The following is a 16,666-nucleotide window of genomic DNA, read 5'->3' on the forward strand; positions in this document are numbered from 1 at the left end:
TCATGGTGGCCGCTCTAATGCTGTCCGCAGCGTTCAACGCTCAAGCCGAACGGCTGAAGGATATCGCCAGTATTTCCGGCGTGCGTTCCAACCAATTGATCGGCTACGGCCTGGTGGTCGGGCTTAACGGCACCGGCGACCAGACGACGCAAACCCCGTTCACCCTGCAGACCTTCAACAACATGCTCTCGCAGTTCGGCATCAAGGTGCCGCCGGGTTCGGGCAACGTGCAGTTGAAGAACGTCGCGGCGGTATCGATCAGTGCCGATTTGCCGGCGTTCGCCAAGCCGGGGCAGCAGGTCGACATCACCGTATCGTCCATCGGTAACTCCAAGAGCCTGCGCGGCGGCACCTTGCTGCTGACGCCGCTCAAGGGGATCGACGGCAATGTCTATGCGATCGCCCAGGGCAACCTGGTGGTCGGCGGTTTCGACGCCGAAGGTCGAGACGGTTCGAAGATCACCGTTAACGTTCCGTCGGCCGGTCGTATCCCGGGTGGTGCGTCGGTCGAGCGTTCGGTGCCGAGCGGTTTCAACCAGGGCAACAGCCTGACGCTGAACCTCAACCGTTCGGACTTCACTACCGCCAAGCGCATCGTCGACAAGATCAATAACATGCTCGGCCCTGGCGTTGCCCAGGCCATCGACGGCGGCTCGATTCGCGTCAGTGCGCCGCTTGATCCGAGTCAGCGCGTCGACTATTTGTCGATCATCGAGAACCTTGAAGTCGACCCGGGTCAGGCGGTGGCGAAAGTCATCATCAACTCGCGGACCGGTACCATCGTGATCGGCCAGAATGTAAAAGTCTCCCCGGCCGCCGTGACCCACGGCAGCCTGACCGTGACCATCACCGAAGACCCGATCGTCAGCCAGCCCGGCCCTCTGTCCAATGGGCAGACGGCGGTCGTGCCGCGCTCGCGGGTCAACGCCCAGCAGGAAGCCAAGCCGATGTTCAAGTTCGGCCCGGGCACCACCCTCGACGAAATCGTGCGTGCGGTGAACCAGGTCGGCGCGGCGCCGGGTGACTTGATGGCCATCCTCGAAGCCCTGAAACAGGCCGGCGCGTTGCAAGCCGACCTGATCGTGATCTGAGGACGGCGACCATGGATATGCGCAAGGGCGGATTGGGGGTCAGCAGCAGCGATTCGGGTTCCTATTCGGACTTGAATCGCTTGAACCAACTCAAGGTCGGCGACAAGGACAGTGACGCGAACATGCGCAAGGTTGCGCAGGAATTCGAGTCGCTGTTCCTCGGTGAAATGCTCAAGTCCATGCGCTCGGCCACCGACGCGCTGGGCCAGGACAATCCGCTCAACACACCGGCAGCCAAGCAATACCAGGAAATGTACGACCAACAGTTGGCTGTTTCCATGTCCCGTGAGGGCGGCGGTATTGGTCTGGCTGACGTGCTGATGCGTCAGATGTCGAAGAACAAACCGCTGGCTCCGGGCGAGGCCGCTGCTGCGTCAGCCGCCAAGCAAGCTGCCGCGAAAGCCGCCGTGGAAACCCCGATTGCCGCCGGCACGGTCGCCACCCACGGTCCGCTGTCGCGCCTCAATGGCGAGCGTCCGTTGTGGGCTTCGCGCTCGGTGAAGTCGCCGGCAAGTGCGGGCGAAGGCACTCATCGCAATGATATGGCGCTGATCAATCAGCGACGTCTGGCGCTGCCGCCAAAACTGGCCGACCGCTTGCTCGCAGGGCTGGTGCCGTCGGCATCGATTCCTGCCGCGACCGCCACGACGGCACAGAACAACATCCAGATGCCGCAGAGCATCAAGACCGGCGCCGGTCCGCTGTACAACGGCGATTGGCTGGCTTCGCAAACGGATACGACATCCAGCGGGCGCCTGCAGGTTTACGGTCGTGCCATGGCGCAAATACCGCTGGCACCGGCGAAGAAAGCGTTCAGTTCCGCCGACGAATTCGTCAACACCATGCTGCCGATGGCCAAAGAGGCCGCCGAACGTATTGGCGTCGATCCGCGTTACCTGGTGGCGCAGGCCGCCCTGGAAACCGGTTGGGGCAAATCGGTCATGCGCGCCCAGGATGGCAGCAGCAGTCACAACCTGTTCGGCATCAAGGCCAGCAGCAGTTGGAAGGGCGAATCGGCACGGGCAATCACCAGCGAATTCAGGAATGGCGAGATGGTCAAGGAGACGGCGCAGTTCCGTTCCTATGACTCTTACAAGGACAGCTTCCATGACCTTGTGACGCTGCTGCAAACCAACAATCGCTATCAAGATGTTGTGAAGTCGGCCGATAACCCAGAACAGTTTGTGCGCGAGTTGCAAAAGGCCGGTTACGCAACCGACCCGGACTACGCAAGCAAGATTTCGCAGATAGCCAAGCAGATGACGAGTTACCAGAACTACGCTGCGGCGGGCGCTACCACCACGCCTCTATAGGCATAAGCTATAAGGTCTGAACCATGAGTTTGCTCAATATTGGGATGTCGGGGCTGGCTGCTGGCCATTCCTCATTGCTGACTACCGGCAATAACATCGCCAACGTCGACACCGCCGGATACTCGCGCCAGCAAACTGTGCAGAGCACCAAAGGCTCTGTTCAGAACGGCAATGTATTCATCGGCACCGGTACGACGCTGGCCGATGTGCGCCGGGTGTACAACAGTTACCTCGATGCCCAGTTGCAGACCACCACTTCGCTCAATAGCGATGCGCAAGCGTATCTGGGGCAAGCCACGCAAGTGGACAAGCTTTTGTCCGATAGCGGCACCGGTATTACCAAAACGCTGCAATCGTTCTTCTCGTCGTTGCAAACGCTGTCCGCCAACTCCAATGACAGCGCTGCACGTCAAGCGTTGTTGACCAATGCACAGGGGTTGAGCAGTCGCTTCAATGCCATCTCCCAGCAATTGAATCAGCAAGGCACGTACATCAACGATCAACTGGGTTCGATGGCTGATCAGGTCAATAAGTTGGCGGCGACTGTTGCGGCCTACAACAAGAAAATCAGCGAGGTCAGTGGTTCGGGCGGCATGCCCAACGACCTGCTGGACCAGCGCAACGAGACCGTTCGCCAGCTCTCCGAGCTGGTGGGCACGCAGGTCTCCGAAACCAACGGCAGAATAGATATTTATTTGGGCAGCGGTCAGCCGCTGGTCATCGGTGATACGGCCAATACGTTGCGCGTGGCGGCTGACAAGAATGACCCTACCCGGTCCTCGATCATCATGGATCGCGGCAGTTCGACGATTGATATCACTTCCCGGGTCAGCGGCGGCGAGATGGGCGGCCTGTTGCGTTACCGCGATGACGTGCTGACGCCCGCCGTCAACAACCTGGGTCGCATCGCCATGGTGGTGACCGATCAGGTCAACAAACAGTTGGGGCAGGGGCTGGATCAGAACGGCAATTTCGGCTCGGCGCTGTTTAACGACATCAATAGTCTAAAGGCCATCAGCCAGCGCAGTATCGCCAATGCCAGCAACAATCCGGCGTCCGGCAACCTCAACGTCACCATCAAAGACACCAGCAAGCTGGCGGCCAGCGATTACCAGGTGACCTTCACCAGCGCCACGGACTACAGCGTGCGTCGTCTGTCGGACAATACCGACATGGGCAGCTCCACCCTGGGCGCGACCCCTGCACTGGTCATTGATGGTTTCAGCCTGAGCCTCAACGCTGGCCCGGTGAGCGCAGGCGATACCTTCAAAATTACCCCGACACGCAGTTCCGCGGCGGACATGACCACCGTCATGACTGATACCAAGACCTTGGCCACAGCCGCTCCGCTGACGTCCGCCAAGGCCTCGGGCAATGACGGCACCGGTGCTGTCAGCCAGCCAGCGTTGAGTACTGCCCTGGATATCTACGATCCGGTACAGCGCCTGGAAGTACAGACGGCGGTCAAGGCGGCGATGCCTGTTCGCCTGCTCATGACCAGCAGCACCGCTTATGAGATGTTCGACGCCAAGGGCGCTAGCATCGGGACCGGCAGCATCGTGCCTGGTCAGAACAACGATCTGAGTATTTCGGTGCCTTACACGGACGCCGGGGGCGCTGCGAAAACCTTCAAGGTCGCGATGACCGTCAGCGGCAGCCCTGCCAAGGACGACAGTTTCAATATCTCGATGACTGCGCCGGACAGCACCGACAACCGCAATTCGCAAGCGCTGCTCGGTTTGCAAACCAAGGCCACGGTTGGCGCAAACGCCACCAGCCCCGGCGTAAGCTTCACTGAGGCCTACGGCGGTCTTGTCTCCTCGGTCGGCTCCATGACCAAGCAGGGTCAACTGGATGCCACGGCGACTGACACCATCCTGACCCAGGCCAGAAACTCACGTGATTCACTGTCAGGTGTCGACCTCGATGAAGAGACCGGCAACCTAGTCAAATACCAGCAGTACTACTCGGCCTCTTCGCAGATTATCAAGACTGCGCAGGAAATTTTCAGCACTCTGATCAATGCCCTTTAAGGAGCCGTAGAACATGCGTATTTCTACTGCACAGTATTATGCGACGACGGCAGCCAACTATCAGCGCAACTTCAACAACCTGCTGAAGTCGGCCGAGCAGGCCAGCAGTGGCGTGAAGCTCACGACGGCGGCGGATGATCCCGTAGGTGCAGCCCGTTTGCTTCAACTCGATCAGCAAAGCGCGATGCTGGGCCAGTACACCACCAACATCAGCGCGTTGAACACCGCTCAGGCGCAGGAAGAAAGCGTGCTGGACAGCATCAACAACGTGCTGCAAAAAGTCAGCGAGTTGGCGGTGCGTGCCGGTGGCGGTTCGTTGAACGACGATGACCGCAAATCCATTGCGGCCGAACTGGGCGCATCCGAAGATCAATTGCTGAGCCTGATGAACAGCAAGGACGCCAACGGCAAGTACATTTTTTCCGGCGCCAGCAACAACACTCAGCCCTTCGCGCGCAATAGCGACGGCACCTACAGCTATCAGGGCGACCAGACCCAGCTGCAATTGAAGATCGGTGACTCGATGTCGCTGGGGCTCAACGATACCGGTTGGGACGTGTTCCAGCAGGCCATCAACGCCAGTCGCAGTGCGAGCACCATGACTGTTCCGACCGTTGATGACGGGCGGGTGTCTCTTTCGCCAGGGTTAGTGACTTCCGGTCCCTCCTTCGATGCGAGCTTCCGCAGTGGCGAGCCTTACACACTGTCGTTTACCAGCAGTACTCAGTACGTGATTAAGGATGCCGGAGGCAATGACGTAACTGCCGAAGCGACTCAGGGTGGGGCTTTCGACCCTAAAACTGAGGGTGGTTCCGAGATCAATTTCCGCGGTGTGACGTTTGCTCTGGATATCACCTATCAAAGTGGCGACAACGACGGCAATGCGGACGCGGTAATTGCTGGCCACAGTTTCAAGTTGACGGCAAAGCCCGACAGCTTCGTCAGCACCCGTGCTCCGGGTAACACCTCGACTACGCTGGTTACCCAGACGTCGGTGACCAATGCGGCAGATTACAAGAGCTTTTTCCCCGAGGGTGGGGCGGTTCTGAAGTTCACCAGCCCGACTACTTTTGACCTGTACGCCCGACCGTTGACAGCTGGCAGCGTCCCGGTCACTTCCGGCACCGTAGCCGCTGGCGTGGCGACGGCTGCTGGTGTCAGCTTTACCCTCGGTGGTACGCCGGCGGCGAGTGACCTGTTCGACGTCTCGGTCAATACTCACCAGACCCAGAACGTACTCGACACCATCAGCCAGCTGCGTCAGGCGCTCGAAACGCCGACCTTGGGCAGCCCGACAGCGCAGCGCAACTTGGAAAATACGGTGGCTTCGGTCATCGCCAACTTGAGCAATGCCAAGAATCAGGTCGACCTGACCCGGGGCGCAATCGGTGCGCGGGGGAATGTGATGGATATGCAGAGTGCGCAGAATCAGAGCACGGGGTTGATCAACACATCGACGCAAAACTCGATCGTGAACACCGATCCGGCGGAAGTGCTGACGCGTCTGACCTTGCAGCAGACCATGCTGCAAGCGGCACAACTGGCATTCTCGAAGATTTCCCAGCTGGGCCTGTTCAACAAGCTTTGAGTCGGTCTTGACCGCTCGCGGCCAGTCCCTGTCATAGGGGGCTGGCTTTTTTTTGCATTTTTTTTAGTGAGGCAGGGTGGGGCGGAGCAGGGCTTGTGCCACAAAATCAAATAAAGCACCGATCTCTGAGTGACCCGCCAGTCAAAACGCGCATCTTCACTGTATCCTGTCTGCGGGCGGTGAAGGTGGTGGGCCTGCTCAATGTGATCCTTGAGTCCCAACGTTGCCTCCTTTGGGGGCTGAGCCCCGACTGTAGACGCCCTCGATTCAGCGAGCGGCGATATTCAGCTGTTTATTATTGGGAAGCCATAATGATTGGCATAAAAAATATAGCGAGTTACGTGCCGGCAGCCGGGGTTGACAACTACGCCCAGGGTGCAAAGTTCGACAAGGACGAAACCTTCATCCTTGGCAAGATCGGCTCGGCGTTTTTGCCGCGCAAGGGTGCCGATCAGGAAACTTCGGATCTGTGTGTCGAAGCAGTCAATGCCCTGTTCGCCGCCAGTCCCGAACTCAAGCGTGAATCCATCGATTGCTTGATCGTGGTCACCCAGAACGGTGACGAAGAAGGCCTGCCGCATACCGCTGCGATCGTTCAGGACAAACTGGGTCTGCCAACCCATGTCGCCGCGTTCGATATATCCCTGGGCTGTTCCGGTTACGTGTACGGCATCTATGCCCTCAAGGGGTTCATGGAAGCGACGGGGCTGAAAAATGGCCTGCTGGTGACGGCTGATCCGTACTCGAAGATTGTCGACCCGGAAGATCGCAATACCACCATGTTATTTGGCGATGCCGCTACGGCAACCTGGATGGGCGAGGGCGCGGTCTGGCAACTGGGCAAGGCGAAGTTCGGAACTGACGGTTCCGGCGCAGCGCACTTGAAGGTCAGCGACGGGGTGTTCTTCATGAACGGTCGACAGGTGTTCAACTTCGCACTGCTGAAAGTTCCAGCTCATTTGCATGAGTTGATCGATGAGTCCGGTCTGCAGGCTGGCGATATCGATGCCTTCTGTATACACCAGGGCAGCGCGGCCATCGTGGATGCAGTCGCCCGTCGCTTCGAAGAAGGCGAGCCAGAGAAGTTCATCAAGGACATGCTCGAAACCGGCAACACGGTGTCTTCGAGTATTCCGCTGCTGTTGCAGAACCACGTGTTCGATTCCAAGTGGACCCGTGTGGCCCTCAGTGGTTTCGGGGTAGGCCTGTCGTGGGGCTCGGCGATTATCTATCGCGGTTGATGGGTCATACGTAGCAGTCGACACAAAAAACGCCCGGTAACGAAAGTTACCGGGCGTTTTTGCGTTTTTCTGGCGCTGAGTTTCTGGCTCTAAAGCCTTGAAAGTAAAGGGCTGGCACCCTGCCATTAAAAATTTCGAAAAAACCCCTCAAGCAAAGTGTTTTCACGACGATAACTATTACGAAGGTTCTCTAGGCCACACCCGGCGGTTGCCAGGGCCGGAAGCCGCAGTACCCATCCAACGAGGATTTCGTCATGGCTTTATCTGTAAATACCAACATCACCTCCCTGGGCGTTCAGAAAAACCTGAACAAGGCTTCCGACGCTCTGAGCACCTCGATGAGCCGTCTGTCTTCTGGCCTGAAAATCAACAGCGCTAAAGACGACGCCGCTGGCCTGCAGATCGGCAACCGTCTGACCAGCCAAATCAACGGCCTGAACACCGCTGTAAAGAACGCCAACGACGGTATCTCCATCGCTCAGACCGCTGAAGGCGCGATGCAGGAATCGACCAACATTCTGCAAAAAATGCGTACCCTGGCTCTGCAATCCGCTAACGGTTCGAACAGCGCAGAAGACCGCGCCTCGCTGAATGCTGAATTCGCACAGATGAGCGCTGAGCTGACCCGTATCTCCGAAACCACTACTTTCGGCGGTCGTAAAATCCTTGACGGCTCCTTTGGCACCACCGCTTTCCAGGTTGGCGCGAATGCAAACGAAATCATCAACGTAACCCTGGGCGACGTTTCGGCTTCGAAACTGGGTTCCAATGCGGTGACCAGCACTCCAGTTGTTCCATCGGCTACCGCAACCACTGCTGGCGCTATCCGCGTTGTTGGTAACGGTCAGGACGTTGAAGTTGCTGTTGCTGCAAGTGCATCGGCGAAAGATATTGCCGCAGGCCTGAACGGCGCTGTATCTGGCATGAGCGCTACTGCTAAGACCACAGCTTCTTTCGGTCTTGCTGCTTCGCTCACCACGCCTATGAGTGTTGATATTACGGTTGGTACCGGTACTGCTGTGAGCTTGACCGGTATTACTTCCTTGGAAGGTATGGCTGATCAGCTGTCGTCAAACTCCTCCAAGTTGGGTTTGACCGTCAACTATGACGACGTCAAGAAAACCCTGAGCGTGACTTCGGCTAGCGGCGAAAACATCAGCTTCAGTAACTTCGGTGGTACTGCTGGTGAACTCGTGGTATCCAACAGCGATAAACTCGAAGCTGCTGGCACTGGCAACTCCGTTGCTGTTATCAACGCTCTTGTTGTGAGCGGCACTGTATCTGTTGATGCTTCCAAGTCGTTCTCCTTGCTGGATGATGCTGCTGCCTCGGGTTCTGTAACCGATTTCTTTGGCGCTACATCCGTTGCCTCCAAGCTGTCTAGCATTAACGACGCCGATATCACCACTGCTGACAATGCCCAGAAAGCTCTGGCTGCGATTGACAAGTCCATTGCCTCGATCGACTCCCAGCGTGCTGACCTCGGTGCGATCCAGAACCGTTTCGACAGCACCGTCGCCAACCTGCGCAGCATCGCGGAAAACTCCACTGCTGCCCGCAGCCGTGTACAGGACGCCGACTTCGCTGCTGAGACTGCTGAACTGACCAAGCAACAAACCCTGCAACAGGCTTCCACCGCGATCCTGTCCCAGGCTAACCAACTGCCATCCGCTGTACTGAAGCTGCTTCAGTAATCTAGGCGCCTGGTCAGTAACGGGGGGTGCGTTTACGTGCCCTTCCGTTTTTTACATTGTGAGAGGTGTTGGACATGGATATGAGCGTCAAGCTGAACTTGTCTTATCCTGCGCCTTCAGCGCAAAGCAGTATTGCAATAGCTCCCGCTCCGTCAACGTCAACGTCTGCGCCAACCGTGCCTGAGGCTGAAAAGGTAAAGAAACCTGAGCGAGCCGAATTGGAACAAGCGGTGAGTGATATCCAGGCTTTTGTTCAGTCCATTCATCGGCAGCTGGACTTCTCCATCGACGACACGACCGGTATTGTCGTAGTCAAAGTTATAGCCTCGCAAAGTGGCGAAGTGGTGCGCCAGCTCCCTTCTGAAGCCGCTTTAAAGCTGGCACAAAGCCTGAGTGATGCCAGCAGTCTGCTATTCGACGCACGGGCATGATTCTGGCATAAGACGGGCTTGGGTCCGTTATTGAAGGGTTGTTCGTCAAGAAATCGGCGGCCACCGGATAAGGAGAGAAAAGATGGCGAGTTCAATAATCAGTGGTATCGGGTCTGGGGTCGACACTGTTGGCATCGTGAAGGCTTTGGTGGATGCTGAGAAAGCGCCCAAACAAAAGCAGATCAACACCCTGACGGCGACCACGAGTACGACACTTTCCGCTGTTGGATCAATCCAATCCGCATTGGAAGCTTATCGCACGGCACTTGCTGCGATGAACAAGCCTGAAAACTATACCGGCCTCGTCGGTTCTTCTTCGAAAGACACTGTGGCAAAGATGACGGTTTCGGCTGGGGCATCCACCGGTAACTACGAGTTGCATGTCGATAATCTGGCGACAGCTTCGAAGATTTCCAGCAAGGTTTTCACGGGCGGCCCTACGGCCATCGTCAACAATAGTGCTAATCCGAGCAGTTTGATAATTGAACAGTCTGGTAAGGCTCACAACGTCAGTATCCCGGCTGGCGCAACATTGCAGGAAACCAGGGACGCGATCAACTCGCAATTGGCCTCCACAGGCATCAGTGCGAACGTCCTGACAGACTCCAACGGTTCCAGGCTGATTCTGAGTTCCTCTGTTACGGGCAAGGATACCGACCTGGTTGTCAAGGGAGATTCAGGGCTGGAGACTGGCACAACAGTCGTTACAGCGCCCCAGAACGCGTCGTACACCATTGATAAAATCGTCATGGAGTCCTCCACCAATACTATCGCTGCGGCTGTCAGTGGCGTGAGTGTTCAATTGGTAGGCACTGGTGATTCCACGATTTCTGTGGTGAGCAGCGATGATGCTCTGAAGACTTCGGTCAAAGGTTTTGTCGATGCCTATAACACGCTGATGACGGCGATCAATGCCACCACCAAAGTTTCGGTTGCTGCCGATGGTAGTACCTCGGGTGGCGGGCTAACAGGTGATGCTTCTGTTCGCAGCCTGGTGTCTTCTATCCGCAACGAATTAGTTACCCCGTCTGGCTCGGGCGTCAGTAAGACGCTCTCGGAATTCGGTATCAGTACCGCTCAGAAAACCGGGTTGCTCGAATTCGACGATAAAAAATGGACCAAGGCGCTGGCCAGTAATGGTTCTAGTCTTGCCGGCATCATGACTGGCAAGGATGGTCTTATCTCGCGTATGACCAAAGCTACCGAAAGTTTCGCACTCAGCAAGACTGGCGCTTTCGCGTCGCGTACGGCAGCACTCAGCCAAACGCTGGAGGATTTGACCTCGCAGCAGGCAGCCCTCGATTCCCGTATGGCGTCATTGAGCGACACGCTGACCAAAAAATATACCGCAATGGATACTCTAGTAGCCAAGCTTAAAGCGACCAGTTCAAGCATCATGACAACCCTGAATGCCTTGAACAAAGTCGGTTCCGATTAAATGCTGTCAGAGTCGCAAAGCCCAGACATGCCTGAGCGCATGGCCTGGGCTTTTTGTTGTGAGGGTCGACCTAAAGCTTTTCGAATTTGGGCCGACATAAAGTTTAAGCATTTATTCACTTTCAAGCCGCGAGTTGCGCGCCAGAGGTAGAAAGCATGAACCCCATGAGAGCCCTTCGCCAGTACCAGAAGGTCAATTCCCACGCACAGATTTCCGAAGCCAGCCCTCATCGTCTGGTTCAGATGCTCATGGAGGGGGGGTTGGACCGCATGGCTCAGGCAAAGGGAGCCTTGGCGCGGGGTGATATCGCTCAGAAGGGTTTGATGATCGGCAAGGCGGCAGAAATCATTGGCGGACTGCGTCAAGGTCTGGAAGCTGACAAAAGCACTAATCCGGAGAGCATTAAGGAATTGGATGGCCTTTATGCCTACATGATGGATCGTCTTACTGAAGCCAACCTTCGTAATGATGCCAATATCATCGACGAAGTGTCGGGCTTGCTTGTGACTATCAAAAGTGGCTGGGACGCGATCGCGGCAAGCGAATAGAGAGCGTGAGCTCCGAGGAGTTGAGATGAGTGCGGTGCATCGAATTCAACAAACCCGACACGCCTTGGTCGACGCGCTTGCAGCGCGCGACTGGCAAGCCATCAGCGAGCTGGACATTGAGTGTCGTCAGGTGGTCAGCGATGCCTTGGTGGATGGAGCGGAGGATGAGGCTGAGCTGAGGAGCAATCTTGAGCAGTTGTTAGATTTATATCAGCAGCTATTGACCGTGAGTACGGGCGAGCGCCAAGCGATCGTCGACGAGATGTCGCAGATCACCCAAGCGCAGAAGGCGGCAAAGGTTTACCATCTGTTCGGCTAATTAATCCCCGGTTAATCCAAACATAGTGCGCCATAAATTTGACTGTGCACGGTTTTTTGACTTAACTAGTGGCTGATTCCAGATTTCAGGCGTCTACAGGCATAACGTGTCTGCAAGCGTCTAGCTTGCCCCCTCATTTCGGGCATTGAGTTGACTAGGGAAGTTGCTATTGCATGTGGCGTGAAACCAAAATTCTGCTGATTGATGACGATAGCGTCCGCCGCCGCGACCTGGCGGTGATTTTAAATTTTCTTGGCGAAGAAAATTTACCCTGCGGTAGCCATGACTGGCAGCAGGCTGTCGGCTCATTGTCATCAAGTCGTGAAGTAATCTGTGTCCTCATCGGGACGGTCAATGCTCCTGGTGCACTTGTGGGCTTGCTAAAGACACTCTCAACCTGGGATGAGTTCCTTCCGGTTTTGTTAATGGGCGATAATTCTTCCGTTGACTTGCCTGAAGACCAGCGTCGCCGAGTGCTTTCGACCCTCGAAATGCCACCCAGCTACAGCAAATTGCTCGACTCCCTGCACCGTGCCCAGGTCTATCGCGAGATGTACGACCAGGCCCGCGAGCGCGGTCGTCACCGTGAACCCAATCTTTTCCGCAGTCTTGTCGGCACCAGCCGGGCGATTCAACACGTCCGTCAGATGATGCAGCAAGTCGCCGACACCGACGCCAGTGTGCTGATCCTCGGTGAGTCCGGGACCGGCAAGGAAGTGGTCGCGCGTAACCTGCACTATCACTCCAAGCGTCGTGACGCGCCGTTCGTGCCGGTCAACTGCGGGGCGATTCCGGCCGAGTTGCTGGAAAGCGAACTGTTTGGCCACGAGAAGGGTGCCTTCACCGGGGCAATCACCAGCCGCGCCGGGCGTTTTGAACTGGCCAATGGCGGCACGCTGTTCCTCGATGAAATCGGCGACATGCCGCTGCCGATGCAGGTCAAGTTGCTGCGCGTATTGCAGGAGCGCACCTTCGAACGCGTGGGCAGCAACAAGACCCAGAGCGTCGATGTGCGGATCATCGCGGCAACCCACAAGAACCTCGAAAGCATGATCGAGGTCGGTACCTTCCGCGAAGACTTGTACTACCGCCTGAATGTGTTTCCGATTGAAATGGCGCCTCTGCGCGAGCGTGTCGAAGACATTCCGCTGCTGATGAACGAGTTGATCTCGCGCATGGAGCACGAGAAGCGTGGTTCGATCCGTTTCAACTCGGCAGCGATCATGTCGTTGTGCCGTCACGGTTGGCCGGGCAACGTCCGCGAACTCGCCAACCTGGTGGAGCGCATGGCGATCATGCATCCGTATGGGGTGATCGGCGTGGTCGAGTTGCCGAAGAAATTCCGCTATGTCGACGACGAAGATGAGCAACTGGTCGACAGCTTTCGCAGCGATCTTGAAGAGCGCGTGGCTATCAACGGCCATACTCCGGACTTCTCCGCCGGTGCCATGCTGCCGCCGGAAGGTCTGGACCTGAAGGACTACCTCGGTGGTCTGGAGCAAGGGCTGATTCAGCAGGCGCTGGATGATGCCAATGGCATCGTGGCGCGCGCGGCAGAGCGGCTGCGTATTCGTCGCACCACACTGGTGGAAAAGATGCGCAAGTACGGTATGAGCCGTCGTGACGGTGATGAACAGGCGGATGATTGACGCCTGTTTTTCAAGTCCTTCATTTATAGGCGGTTTTTTTTAGGCACGGGTATTGCTACATCCCTCGCAACGTTCCGTTTCACTGACGGTCAGCCAAGCGAGAGAGCACGATGCCCCAAGCCGCCCAGATGTCTCCTGTCCCTGACGCTTCGGGACAACCGTCGTCCGTAGAGCAGGCGAGCCGGCTTGGCCTTGAGCAGGCGTTTTCACTGTTCAGCCAGATGTCGAGCCAATTGACCGATTCCTACAGCATGCTCGAAGCCCGGGTCACCGAGCTCAAGGGTGAGCTGGCGGTGGTCAGTGCCCAGCGCATGCAGGAGCTGGCGGAAAAAGAACGCCTGGCCAACCGGCTGCAAAACCTCCTTGATCTGTTGCCCGGCGGCGTCATTGTCATTGACGCCCAGGGCATCGTGCGCGAAGCCAACCCCGCTGCCTGCGAGCTGCTCGGTCTGCCCCTTGAAGGCGAACTGTGGCGTCATGTCATTGCCCGCTGCTTTGCGCCCCGTGAAGACGACGGTCACGAAATCTCGCTCAAGGACGGTCGGCGTTTGTCGATCTCCACTCGCTCGCTGGATGCCGAGCCCGGGCAGTTGGTGTTGCTCAACGACCTGACTGAAACCCGTCATCTGCAAGATCAGCTGGCCCGCCACGAACGTCTGTCGTCGCTCGGTCGCATGGTCGCGTCCTTGGCTCATCAGATTCGTACTCCCTTGTCCGCCGCCTTGCTCTACGCCAGTCATCTGACTGAGCAAGCGTTGCCGGTCGAGACCCAGCAACGTTTTGCCGGGCGCCTGAAAGAGCGCTTGCATGAGCTGGAACATCAGGTTCGCGACATGCTGGTGTTTGCGCGCGGCGAGCTGCCGCTGACCGATCGCGTCACGCCAAAAACGCTGATGCAGTCGCTACAGGCGGCCGCATTGACCCATGTCCAGGACCTGCCGATTCGCTGGCAATGCGACAGTCATGCGGGCGAGTTGCTGTGCAATCGCGACACGCTGGTCGGGGCGATCCTGAACCTGATCGAGAACGCCATTCAGGCCAGCGCCGGCGATGTGCGTTTGAAAGTCCATTTCTATACCCGTGACAACAACCTGCGTGTTGCGGTCAGCGATAGCGGTAGTGGCATCGATACGAAGGTACTGGCGCGTCTGGGTGAACCCTTCTTTACCACTAAAACCACCGGAACCGGCCTCGGCCTGACCGTGGTCAAGGCAGTGACGCGTGCTCATCAAGGACAATTGCAGCTGCGCTCGCGGCTCGGTCGCGGCACGTGTGCGCAGGTGATCCTGCCGCTTTTTTCGGGTGAAAAGCCCAGCGCTCAGGGCGCGGAGTGAAGGACATGGCAATCAAGGTTTTACTGGTCGAGGATGACCGCGCGCTACGCGAAGCACTGGCCGATACGCTGTTGCTCGCCGGTCACGATTTCAAAGCTGTCGGCTCGGCGGAAGAGGCGCTGGCAGCGGTCGGTGCCGAGGCGTTCAACCTGGTGCTGAGCGACGTCAACATGCCGGGCATGGACGGCCATCAACTGCTCGGATTGCTGCGCACTCGTCAGCCGCAGCTGCCGGTGTTGCTGATGACCGCTCACGGTGCTGTCGAGCGGGCGGTCGATGCCATGCGTCAGGGCGCGGCGGATTATCTGGTCAAGCCATTCGAGCCCAAAGCCTTGCTCGATCTGGTGGCGCGGCATGCGCTGGGCAGCCTCGGCGCGACCGAAGGCGAGGGGCCTGTAGCGTTCGAGCCGGCCAGTGCGCAATTGCTGGAATTGGCCGCACGGGTGGCGCGCAGTGATTCCACGGTGTTGATCTCCGGCGAGTCCGGGACCGGCAAGGAAGTGCTGGCGCGTTACATTCATCAGCACTCTCACCGCGTCAGTCAGCCGTTCATTGCAATCAACTGTGCAGCGATCCCGGACAACATGCTCGAAGCCACCTTGTTCGGTCACGAGAAGGGTTCGTTCACTGGCGCCATCGCCGCGCAGGCCGGCAAGTTCGAGCAAGCGGATGGCGGCACGATCCTGCTCGATGAAATCTCCGAAATGCCCCTGGGTCTGCAGGCCAAGTTACTGCGGGTATTGCAGGAGCGGGAAGTCGAGCGAGTCGGCGCTCGCAAGCCGATCACGCTGGACATTCGCGTGGTCGCCACCACTAACCGAGACCTGGCCGGTGAAGTGGCTGCGGGGCGTTTTCGTGAAGACCTTTACTATCGCCTGTCGGTGTTTCCACTGGCCTGGCGTCCGTTGCGCGAACGTACCGCCGACATCCTGCCGTTGGCTGAGCGTCTTCTGGCCAAGTACGTCAATAAAATGAAGCATGCCGCGGCCACACTGTCGCCCGAGGCTCAGGCGTGCCTGATCGGTTATCCATGGCCGGGTAATGTGCGTGAGCTGGATAACGCGATTCAGCGGGCGCTTATCCTACAGCAGGGCGGATTGATTCAGCCTGAAGATTTCTGTCTGGCCGGGCCGGTCGCCTGTGCGCCGTTGCCAGCCTTGGCGCCAACGTCCCTGCGAATCGTGGAGGTCGAATCCGAGTCGGCCGGGGCGCTGGGGGATGACCTGCGTCGCCGTGAGTTCCAGATGATCATCGACACTTTGCGCTCCGAGCGCGGCCGCCGCAAAGAAGCCGCCGAGCGCTTGGGCATCAGCCCGCGCACCTTGCGATACAAGCTGGCGCAAATGCGCGACGCCGGAATGGATGTGGAAGCGTACCTGTTCGCCACCTGAAAGTTGACGCAAGCAACACTAACAAAATGTGGGAGCGAGCCTGCTCGCGAAGGCGGCGTGGCAGATACATAAGTGTCGACTGACACTCCCTCTTCGCGAGCAGGCTCGCTCCCACATTTGTTTTGCAGTGATTCATGGTTAAAGCAAAACCTTGATGGCTTTTGTTTGGAGCTGCCACGGAGCTGGCACCCTTGTTGCTAACACCTCACTACCCGCCGAGTGAGTGTCAAAAAATTGCGGGTCGCCAGAGAGAGTAGACCATGAGCCAAGGTATTGAATTTAATCGATTGATGTTGGACATGCGGTCCATGCAAATGGATGCCATGTCTGCGTCGAAATCGACTGCCGCTGTTCCTCAAATGAGTGGCAGCAGCTTTTCCGACATGCTCGGTCAGGCCGTCAATAAAGTGAACGAAACCCAACAGGCGTCCACTCAGTTGGCCAGTGCCTTCGAGATCGGCAGGAGCGGCGTAGACCTGACGGACGTGATGATTTCCTCGCAGAAGGCTAGCGTGTCTTTTCAAGCGTTGACCCAAGTACGCAACAAGCTGGTTCAGGCATACCAAGACATCATGCAGATGCCGGTTTAAGGACGA

At 57.5% G+C, this 16,666-nt stretch carries 14 protein-coding genes; all 14 read left to right on the plus strand.

The window, feature by feature from the left end:
- Positions 1 to 2: 2 nt before the first annotated feature.
- The 14 genes from PFAS1_RS19195 (at position 3) to fliE (ending at position 16,660) form a co-directional block, all read left to right on the plus strand.
- Positions 3 to 1,091, plus strand: coding sequence for a flagellar basal body P-ring protein FlgI (locus tag PFAS1_RS19195; protein ID WP_056742131.1), 1,089 nt, complete (start codon positions 3 to 5; stop codon positions 1,089 to 1,091).
- Positions 1,092 to 1,102: 11 nt separating this feature from the next.
- Positions 1,103 to 2,404 (plus strand): flagellar assembly peptidoglycan hydrolase FlgJ, encoded by a 1,302-nt coding sequence (gene flgJ, locus PFAS1_RS19200; RefSeq protein ID WP_076030155.1) that lies wholly within the window; start codon positions 1,103 to 1,105, stop codon positions 2,402 to 2,404.
- A gap of 23 nt (positions 2,405 to 2,427) precedes the next feature.
- A complete protein-coding gene (gene flgK, locus PFAS1_RS19205; RefSeq protein ID WP_076030156.1) occupies positions 2,428 to 4,437 on the plus strand; it encodes a flagellar hook-associated protein FlgK in 2,010 nt (669 codons plus the stop codon).
- A gap of 13 nt (positions 4,438 to 4,450) precedes the next feature.
- A complete protein-coding gene (locus tag PFAS1_RS19210; protein WP_076030157.1) occupies positions 4,451 to 6,025 on the plus strand; it encodes a flagellar hook-associated protein 3 in 1,575 nt (524 codons plus the stop codon).
- A 311-nt stretch (positions 6,026 to 6,336) separates the two neighbouring features.
- Positions 6,337 to 7,266, plus strand: coding sequence for a ketoacyl-ACP synthase III (locus PFAS1_RS19215; protein WP_076030158.1), 930 nt, complete (start codon positions 6,337 to 6,339; stop codon positions 7,264 to 7,266).
- Between the two features lie 254 nt (positions 7,267 to 7,520).
- Positions 7,521 to 8,960 carry a flagellin N-terminal helical domain-containing protein gene (locus PFAS1_RS19220; protein WP_076030159.1) on the plus strand — a complete coding sequence of 480 codons (1,440 nt, stop codon included), beginning with the start codon at positions 7,521 to 7,523 and terminating at the stop codon, positions 8,958 to 8,960.
- A 74-nt stretch (positions 8,961 to 9,034) separates the two neighbouring features.
- Positions 9,035 to 9,391: a flagellar protein FlaG gene (locus PFAS1_RS19225; protein ID WP_076030160.1), complete on the plus strand. Its 357-nt coding sequence runs from the start codon at positions 9,035 to 9,037 to the stop codon at positions 9,389 to 9,391.
- A gap of 82 nt (positions 9,392 to 9,473) precedes the next feature.
- On the plus strand, positions 9,474 to 10,829 hold the full coding sequence (gene fliD, locus PFAS1_RS19230; RefSeq protein WP_076030161.1) for a flagellar filament capping protein FliD: 1,356 nt from the start codon (positions 9,474 to 9,476) through the stop codon (positions 10,827 to 10,829).
- 155 nt (positions 10,830 to 10,984) lie between these two features.
- The gene (gene fliS / locus PFAS1_RS19235; protein WP_076030162.1) at positions 10,985 to 11,377 is read left to right on the plus strand and encodes a flagellar export chaperone FliS; all 393 of its coding nucleotides are present in this window, start codon (positions 10,985 to 10,987) and stop codon (positions 11,375 to 11,377) included.
- Between the two features lie 25 nt (positions 11,378 to 11,402).
- Positions 11,403 to 11,696 (plus strand): flagellar protein FliT, encoded by a 294-nt coding sequence (fliT, locus tag PFAS1_RS19240; protein WP_076030163.1) that lies wholly within the window; start codon positions 11,403 to 11,405, stop codon positions 11,694 to 11,696.
- Between the two features lie 173 nt (positions 11,697 to 11,869).
- A complete protein-coding gene (locus PFAS1_RS19245) occupies positions 11,870 to 13,345 on the plus strand; it encodes a sigma-54 dependent transcriptional regulator (protein ID WP_076030164.1) in 1,476 nt (491 codons plus the stop codon).
- Between the two features lie 110 nt (positions 13,346 to 13,455).
- A complete protein-coding gene (locus PFAS1_RS19250) occupies positions 13,456 to 14,679 on the plus strand; it encodes a sensor histidine kinase (RefSeq protein ID WP_076030165.1) in 1,224 nt (407 codons plus the stop codon).
- Between the two features lie 5 nt (positions 14,680 to 14,684).
- Positions 14,685 to 16,070: a sigma-54-dependent response regulator transcription factor FleR gene (fleR, locus tag PFAS1_RS19255; protein WP_076030166.1), complete on the plus strand. Its 1,386-nt coding sequence runs from the start codon at positions 14,685 to 14,687 to the stop codon at positions 16,068 to 16,070.
- Between the two features lie 260 nt (positions 16,071 to 16,330).
- A complete protein-coding gene (fliE, locus tag PFAS1_RS19260) occupies positions 16,331 to 16,660 on the plus strand; it encodes a flagellar hook-basal body complex protein FliE (protein ID WP_076030167.1) in 330 nt (109 codons plus the stop codon).
- Positions 16,661 to 16,666: the final 6 nt, after the last annotated feature.

Source organism: Pseudomonas frederiksbergensis (genome assembly GCF_001952935.1).
Lineage (GTDB): Bacteria > Pseudomonadota > Gammaproteobacteria > Pseudomonadales > Pseudomonadaceae > Aquipseudomonas > Aquipseudomonas frederiksbergensis.